The 7,214-nt window shown below is 63.0% G+C and carries 5 protein-coding genes and 2 pseudogenes; 4 read left to right on the forward strand and 3 right to left on the reverse strand.

Features of this window, described 5'->3' with window-relative positions; all coding sequences use genetic code 11:
• Positions 1 to 159 precede the first annotated feature (159 nt).
• Positions 160 to 636, reverse strand: coding sequence for a LabA-like NYN domain-containing protein (locus tag B597_RS29975; RefSeq protein ID WP_003296340.1), 477 nt, complete (start codon positions 634 to 636; stop codon positions 160 to 162).
• Between the two features lie 115 nt (positions 637 to 751).
• On the opposite strand from B597_RS29975, the gene B597_RS29980 reads away from it, so the two are divergent.
• Both B597_RS29980 and B597_RS29985 read left to right on the forward strand, forming a co-directional pair.
• Positions 752 to 1,432, forward strand: coding sequence for a YciC family protein (locus B597_RS29980; RefSeq protein ID WP_003296339.1), 681 nt, complete (start codon positions 752 to 754; stop codon positions 1,430 to 1,432).
• A gap of 78 nt (positions 1,433 to 1,510) precedes the next feature.
• Positions 1,511 to 1,939, forward strand: a complete 429-nt coding sequence (locus B597_RS29985) for a VOC family protein (RefSeq protein ID WP_024161791.1) — start codon at positions 1,511 to 1,513, stop codon at positions 1,937 to 1,939.
• A 10-nt stretch (positions 1,940 to 1,949) separates the two neighbouring features.
• On the opposite strand, the gene B597_RS29990 is transcribed toward B597_RS29985, so the two are convergent.
• Positions 1,950 to 2,780 carry an SDR family oxidoreductase gene (locus B597_RS29990; RefSeq protein ID WP_003296337.1) on the reverse strand — a complete coding sequence of 277 codons (831 nt, stop codon included), beginning with the start codon at positions 2,778 to 2,780 and terminating at the stop codon, positions 1,950 to 1,952.
• A gap of 86 nt (positions 2,781 to 2,866) precedes the next feature.
• Between B597_RS29990 and B597_RS29995 the strand changes: the two are divergent.
• Positions 2,867 to 3,681 (forward strand): annotated as a pseudogene (locus B597_RS29995) (substrate-binding periplasmic protein).
• 3 nt (positions 3,682 to 3,684) lie between these two features.
• On the opposite strand, the pseudogene hrpB reads toward B597_RS29995, so the two are convergent.
• Positions 3,685 to 5,835: pseudogene (gene hrpB, locus B597_RS30000) on the reverse strand (ATP-dependent helicase HrpB); the annotation flags it as partial.
• A gap of 81 nt (positions 5,836 to 5,916) precedes the next feature.
• On the opposite strand from hrpB, the gene B597_RS47285 reads away from it, so the two are divergent.
• Positions 5,917 to 7,214 (forward strand): hypothetical protein (locus B597_RS47285; RefSeq protein ID WP_192939387.1); only part of this gene is annotated, 1,298 nt, incomplete at its 3' end.

The raw sequence follows: 7,214 nt of genomic DNA on the forward strand, positions 1-7,214 counted from the left end.
AGGCGCTGGTGGGCTAAAGGCCACCCTACGGTACTGCGAAGCATTTTCCACGGAGTGGCCATCCACCTTGGCGCTGCGGTGGATGGATGAAGCTTCATCCACTCTACCGACGCGCCTCGTTCGCGAGCAGGCTCGCGCCCACCAAAGCGGGCGGTACGTTCAGCCACGCAGCAACAGGTCACCTTCGATCGGCACATAGCGCGTCGCGGCGCGGATCAGCGATTGCGCGGTGAGTCCCGGCACACCGTAGGCGGTGGCCTCGGCGCCACCGGCGCGCACCCGCTCCAACAGCAGGTCGAAGTCGCCATCACCGGAGGCCAGCACCACCTCGTCGACCCGCGCCGCCGCGTCCAGCACGTCGATGGTGATACCCACGTCCCAGTCGCCCTTGGCCGAGCCGTCGCTGCGCTGGATATAGGGCTTGAGCCTCACCGTGAAACCCAGTTTGCGCAGGATCTGCTGGAATTGCTGCTGGCGCGCGTCGCCGCGCTCGATGGCGTAGGCATAGGCCTCGACGATGGTGCCACGACGACTGACGTCGGCCCACAGTGCCGAATAGTCGAAATGGCAGCCGTGCGCCTGACGCACCGTGTAGTAGAGGTTCTGCACATCGGCGAACAGGGCGATCTTCTTCACGCGGCGGCCCGCTCTGGAAAGGGCCTCCAGTATGGACGCTGAAATCGCGCATGTCCCGTCCTTGCCGCATCCGTTACAGTGGCGCCCCGAAACGATCCCTCACCTTCGGTCTGCAATGAACGTTCTTGCCATCCTGCGTGACGCCTGGTTCTTCTATTCCCGCCATTTCTTCAGCATCGCCCGGCTCTGCCTGCCGCTGATCCTGCTCGAGAGTCTGGCCCGCCTGGCGCTCGAGCACTGGCTCGGCCAGGACGCCCTGCCCGCGCAGGACCTGCTGGCAGGCATGATCTTCTATCCGCTCTACATTGGCGCGCTGATCCTCTATATCGACGCCCGTAGCCGCGGCCACGCTCCGGCCTTGCGCGCGGTCTATGCTCGCGCGCTGCCGCTGTGGCCGGCACTGGCGGTACTTTCGGGGGTCGGCACGCTGCTGATTCTGCTCGGCGCATCGCTGTTCGTGCTGCCAGGCATCTGGGTGATGGTCAAGATTGCCTTCGCCGAATACCTGCTGGTGTTGCGCGGCCTGACGCCGCTGGCGGCGCTGAAGCAGAGCTTTATCCTCACCCGTGGGCATTTCCTGTTAGTGCTGGGCTGCGTACTGAGCGTACTGTTGCCGATCTGGATGCTCGAGTCCTGGATCGCCACTCAGCTGTTTCCCGGCGATGCGCAGCCCGTGCTCCCGATGATTGCGCTGGATGGCGCCGTCGGCCTGCTACAGCTGCTGCCGACCATCATGCTGTTCCGCTGCTTCATGCTCTGTACCGAGCCGCCGCCGCGTCCACAGGACCCTGACTGAGGTGCCGCCCGGCTGACAGTCGGGCCGGACGAACAGCGCCTGCTAGGCTTGCTGCGGCCACATCCAGAGGACATCAGCATGGCCGAACAGAACCCCAGCATCCTTTCCCACGTTTCCCTGGGCAGCAATCGCTTCGATGAAGCGGTCGTTTTCTATGACCAGGTCCTCGCCACCCTCGGCTGCAGACGCATTCTCGAGCACCCCGGCGCAGTGGCCTGGGGCCGCGGATATCCCGAGTTCTGGATCCAGCGCCCCTTCGATGGCGGCAGTGCAGCGGTTGGCAATGGCACCCATGTCGGCTTTTTCGCGGCCGATCAGGCCGCGGTGGACGCCTTCCATCGTGCCGCCCTTGCCGCCGGTGCGCGCGACGAAGGCGCCCCAGGTCCGCGTCCGGAATACGGCGAGCCCTACTACGGTTGTTTCGTACGCGACCTGGACGGGCACAAGATCGAGGCGGCGTATTGGGACGCCGCGCTGATGCAGCAGCTTTACGGCAGCGCAGGCTGATCGTGTAGCGCTAGGAGGCCCGGCTGCCGAGCAGCCGTGGCAACAGCAGGTTCTGGTACAGCCGCGGACACCAGCGCGCCAGCAGGCGTGCCTTCCAGTCGAGATTGGAGAGCACCAGCAACGACCGCCGACGCAATGCCCCCTGGTAGATCGCTTCGGCCACGTCCTGCGGCGAGGCGACTCGACCGATATCCAGTACCGGCGACGGCGCGGTCGAGCCATCGCCGACCAGCACGTTCTTGCGCAGATCGGTGGCGGTGTAGCCTGGACAGACCAGCATGATGTGGACCGCGGTGTCGCTCAGCTCGCCCCGCAAGGTCTCGAACAGGCCATGCAGAGCATGCTTGCTGGCGTTGTAGGCTGCACGGTTGGGCACCGGCGCATACTGCGACAGCGAGCTGAGCACGATGATCTGCCCGTCGCGCGCGATCAGGCTGGGTAGCGCCGCCTGGGTGCAATGCAGCGCACCGTAGAAATTGACCGCCATCACCCGCTGGAACACCGCCAGGCTGGTGCTGACCAGCGGACTGCGATGGGTAATGCCGGCATTGTTGATCAGCACGTCGATACCGCCATAGCGCTCGACCACCAGCGTCACCGCTCGCTGCACCGCCGCGGCATCGCTGACGTCACAGCACAGCCCCAGCGCCTCGGCGTTGTGGTGGTCGGCCAGATGCTGCACCAGGCCATCCAGCGCATCCTGATGCAGATCGAAAATCACCAGCCGCGCCCCGGCCTGAGCCATCCGCACCGCCAGAGCGCGGCCGATGCCGGCGCAGCCGCCAGTAATCAGCACCACCTTGCGGTTGAACACCTTGCGATCGAACACCTTGCGCTGCATACCCTTACTCCTTCATGCCGCACGCGTCGCCTAGCATATGAGCATAGGTCGATATATGCGGACATTCCTATCCCTGCTGCAGCAATATCGCTCATGGACAAGCGGGCGTCGCCTGCGCATTCTTGTCGAACAACGCAAGGCAGCGATCAATCCAGTGAAAGCATTTCTCTATCTGAGTCTGGCTATGGTTCTGGGCCTGCCGGGCGGGGTCCAGGCTGATCCCGTTCCGCAGCGAATCCTCAATGTCGGCTATTACGAGTTCGCCCCGGCCATCTACACCGATCCCCACGGCACGGCGCGCGGCGAGCTGGCCGAGCTGACCCGCCGCGTGGCTCGGCAGGCCGGCTACGGCGTGCGCTTTCGGGCTCTGCCCGGAGCGCGCCTCTATGCGGCACTGGAGAACGGTAGCATCGATGTCTGGCCCGGCGCCCAGGGCAAGCCGGAGCTGGCCATCCATACGCTGGAAGGCCGGCATATGCTCAGCCAGATCAGTCTCAATCTGTACCGCCGTACGGGTACCCCGGAGCCGCGCATCCCCGAGGACCTTGCCGGCAAATCGCTGATCCTGATCGGCGGCTACAGCTACTGGCCGAACGTCAATGCCCTGCTCGATGATCGCGAGCTAGGCCTGCGCCTGCTGCGCACCAGCAACCATCTCTCGGCGCTGGAAATGCTGCGACGCAACCGTGGCGACTACCTGCTCGACTACCGGATTCCGGTGGAGCAGGCCCGCCAACGGCTGCAGATGGAAGAACTGCCCTACCAGCGCCTGGTACAGGTGCCGATTCATTTCATCGTTTCGCGCCACACGAGCGACGCCGAAGCGATCGTGACTGCGCTCGATGATGCCTACGAAACGTTGCGCCTGGCCGGCGAGGACCTCAGCCTGCCATCGGACTGAACCTCACTGCCCGCGCGGTTTGGCCCGGGCCGTGGGCTCGGCGATCAGCGGGTCGTCGGGCCAGTAGTGCTTGGGGTAGCGACCCTTCAGATCCTTCTTCACTTCGGCATAGGTGTTGGCCCAGAAACTCGCCAGGTCCTGGGTGACCTGCACCGGCCGCCGCGCCGGCGACAGCAGGTGCAGCTTGACGACCTGCCGGCCACCGGCGATGCGCGGCGTATCGGCCAGACCGAAGAGTTCCTGCAGGCGCACCGCCAGCACCGGCGGCTGCTCGCTGTAGTCGAGGCGAACGCGCGAGCCGGACGGCACGCTGATCGCCACCGGCGCCTGCTCGTCGAGCCGCTGCGGCAGCGGCCAGGGCAGCAGCGTAGCGAGCATCGCGGCGAGATCGAGCTGGGCGAAGTGCGCCAGCCGCGACACCTTGCCGAGATAGGGCAGCAGCCAGTCTTCCAGCCGCGCCAGCAAGGCAGCGTCGCTGACGTCCGGCCATTCGCTGCTGCCAGAAGCCAGATCGAGCTGACGCAGCAGGGCAATGCGTGCCTGCCACTGACGCAGCTCCGGCGTCCACGCCAGCAGCTCCAGCCCCTTGCGTCGCACCAGGCCGAGCAGCGCGCGAGCCCGTGCCTCATCGTCCAGGCTCGGCAGCGGCTCGCGACTGAGCACCAGCTCGCCGACCCGCCGCTGCCGTTCGGCGCGCAGCACGCCCTCGCGTTCGTCCCATTCCAGCTCGTCGCGCAGCGACAGCTGTTCAGCCAGCGAACCGTCGAACAGTGCCGGGTCCAGCGCCACGGCGCGATAGATGCGCTCCTCGCGCTGGCCTTGATGGCTGCCCAGCTCGGCGACCACCAGCCAGGGCTCCTTCATCAATGCATCCGGCTCGCCGAACAGTGCCGCCCGGCCATTGGCCAGGCGATAGCCGCCGCCCCCTTCACGACGCTGGCGGGCGATCCGGTCCGGATAGGCGAACGCCAGCAGCGCGGCCAGCCCACGTTGTTCGTCCAGCTCCGCGACCGCTTGCGCGGGCGAGCCACGCAGCAGGCTGCGGAACTGCCGGGACAACTGACGCACGCGGTGCACCGCCGCACCGCGAGCGTTCTGCAACTGATGCAGGCGCAGCGCCAGATCGGCGCCGCCGCTGCGCTGCCCGCCGGATTGAATGTCACGCTCGACCAGCAGCGCCGCTACATCGGCGGCCAATCCAGCCATGCCCATGGCCTGTCCCCGCAGCAGCATATGCGCCAGGCGCGGGTGCGCCGGCAACTCGGCCATGGCCTGGCCGTGGTGGCTCAGTTGCCAGCCGCCGTGTTCGTTGCGCCGCAGCGCACCAAGACGTTCGAGCAGGGCCCGGGCCTGAGCGTAGGCCGCCGCCGGTGGACGATCGAGCCAGGCCAACTCGTCCGGCTCGACGCCCCAACGCGCCAGTTGCAGCGCGACACCGGCAAGATCGGCCTGGAGGATTTCCGCCTCGCCGTAGGCCGCCAACTGCGCGTGCTGCTCCTCGGACCACAGCCGATAGCAGACGCCCGGCTCCAGGCGCCCGGCGCGACCGGCGCGCTGCGTGGCCGAGGCGCGGGAAATGCGCCGTGTTTCCAGGCGCGTCATGCCGGTACCGGGATCGAAACGCGGAACCCGCGCCAGTCCGGCGTCCACCAAGACGCGCACCCCTTCGATGGTCAGGCTGGTTTCGGCGATGTTGGTCGCCAGCACCACCTTGCGTGTCCCTCTCGGTGCCGGTTCGATGGCCGCACGCTGCTGCGCCAGTTCAAGCTCGCCATGCAGTGGGCAGAGCAGTATATCGGCGCGCCCCGACAGCTGATCGGCGAGCGCCTCATTGACCCGGCGAATCTCGGCCTGGCCCGGCAGGAACACCAGCACGCTGCCCTGCTCGTCATCCAGCGCCTGCAGCACCGTCTGTACCACCCGCGGCTCGATGCGCTCGCCCGGCGGCAGCGGCCGCCCCCAGCGTTGCTCGACCGGATGCATGCGGCCTTCGCTGCGCACCACCGGCGCATCGTCGAGCAATGTCGACAGGCGCTGCCCTTCCAGGGTCGCCGACATCAGCAGCAGCTTGAGCGGTTCGTCACGCAGCAACTGCCGCGCGTTGAGCGTCAATGCCAGGGCCAGGTCGGCATCCAGGCTGCGCTCACGCATTTTGCCATTCGCATGGATTTATCATTAGATACCTAAACCCAGCAAATACGGGATCTTCCACCCCAAAGCAAGGACAAGAATTCGTTGACAATCATCAGCAGCACCCTGTTCTTACCCAACTATCCATTCCGAAAAATTTCGGAGCCCCTAGCCAAGGCCTTTCAAACCCACGCGTCGTCGGAGTTGATTAACGTTCCGCTGAAGCTGCTCGAGTGCTACCTCCAACTCATCGAGGCAGAACTCTCCTACGTCCATCTGTCGAGTCGAAGCTGCGAGCCGATCATCATCGGTTTTGTCGGTGCATTGCGATCAAGAACTTTGGCCGATAGCAAAGAGCCTGTTCGGATTCGCTGGGCTCGACGTTTCGTAGAAACACTTACAAGTCTGCGCGACGAAATTCCAGGCATGCCCAATTTCGACTATTTGATGGCCGACCTCGAAGAAGGGAAAGAACTCTGGGATTCCCAGCAGAAAAAATTGAACCCATTGGCCTTGCGCTATTGGAACGGATGGCAAGTCGACTCCCTAAAAGGAGTACCAAGTTTTCTCGCGCTGGGAGAACTATGGCACTCCCATGGCCCTGAGTTTACAGAAGAGTACTACCGGACATGGAAGACTTTTTCGGCCAAGCAAGCAAGATGCAACACCACATTGTGCAACAAGCTGGCCAGCTATTTATCGAAGAACTCTTTGGAGTGGCCAACTACAACCTTCCAAAACCCAGAAAATATAAAATCATTCTTTTTGCACTTCATGAAGGAGCACTTCTTAACCGCATATAGAGAAAATCTAAATATACCAACCCAGATAAAAACGTGGAACAGGTTCATATCGAACTGCGAAGAGGCCTTTATACAATCAGGAGTTTGGGCAACCCCTTTTGGGGATGGACTACCACGGCCCATCCGCCCCAAACAACACAGAGCGCAAACAAGAGTGTCCGTGTCTGATGAGGGGGTGGAAATCCATGAAAAACTTATCACTAGAGTCCCTCTCGAAATAACTGATAACGAGGCAATAGAAATATTATTCAAAAGTATCCACAAAGACATCGAAACCGTAAAATCCTGGGCAACAGAACAAGCCAATGAACTTTACTCGAGAGTCCAACTTCGTATACTCGCAACCACACGGATAAACTCCTCGGAAATCAAACCTCGAAAAGGCTGGCAGCGTCGGAGTTACGATCACGAATCAATTTGCGCGATTTTTCAAAGCAACGGCTTTCCATCCTCGCGCATGGACTTCGAACACCAATACGGATACACCATATTATCTGCTGATGTCGCAAATATACTTGGACTTCCGGCTGCTGGCACTCTTTATCCCTACCAATGCTTACTGGTAGCAGAGCACAATGAGATCACAGAATCTTTCCTTAA

The sequence above is a fragment of the Stutzerimonas stutzeri KOS6 genome (assembly GCF_000307775.2).
GTDB lineage: Bacteria > Pseudomonadota > Gammaproteobacteria > Pseudomonadales > Pseudomonadaceae > Stutzerimonas > Stutzerimonas stutzeri_B.

What these genes read in the sequence shown, in the direction of transcription:
- B597_RS29980 (WP_003296339.1), top strand. Translation starts at nt 752, where the DNA reads ATGAACGTTCTTGCCATCCTGCGTGACGCCTGGTTCTTCTATTCCCGC.
- B597_RS29985 (WP_024161791.1), top strand. Translation starts at nt 1,511, where the DNA reads ATGGCCGAACAGAACCCCAGCATCCTTTCCCACGTTTCCCTGGGCAGC.
- B597_RS29990 (WP_003296337.1), bottom strand. Translation starts at nt 2,780, where the DNA reads ATGCAGCGCAAGGTGTTCGATCGCAAGGTGTTCAACCGCAAGGTGGTG.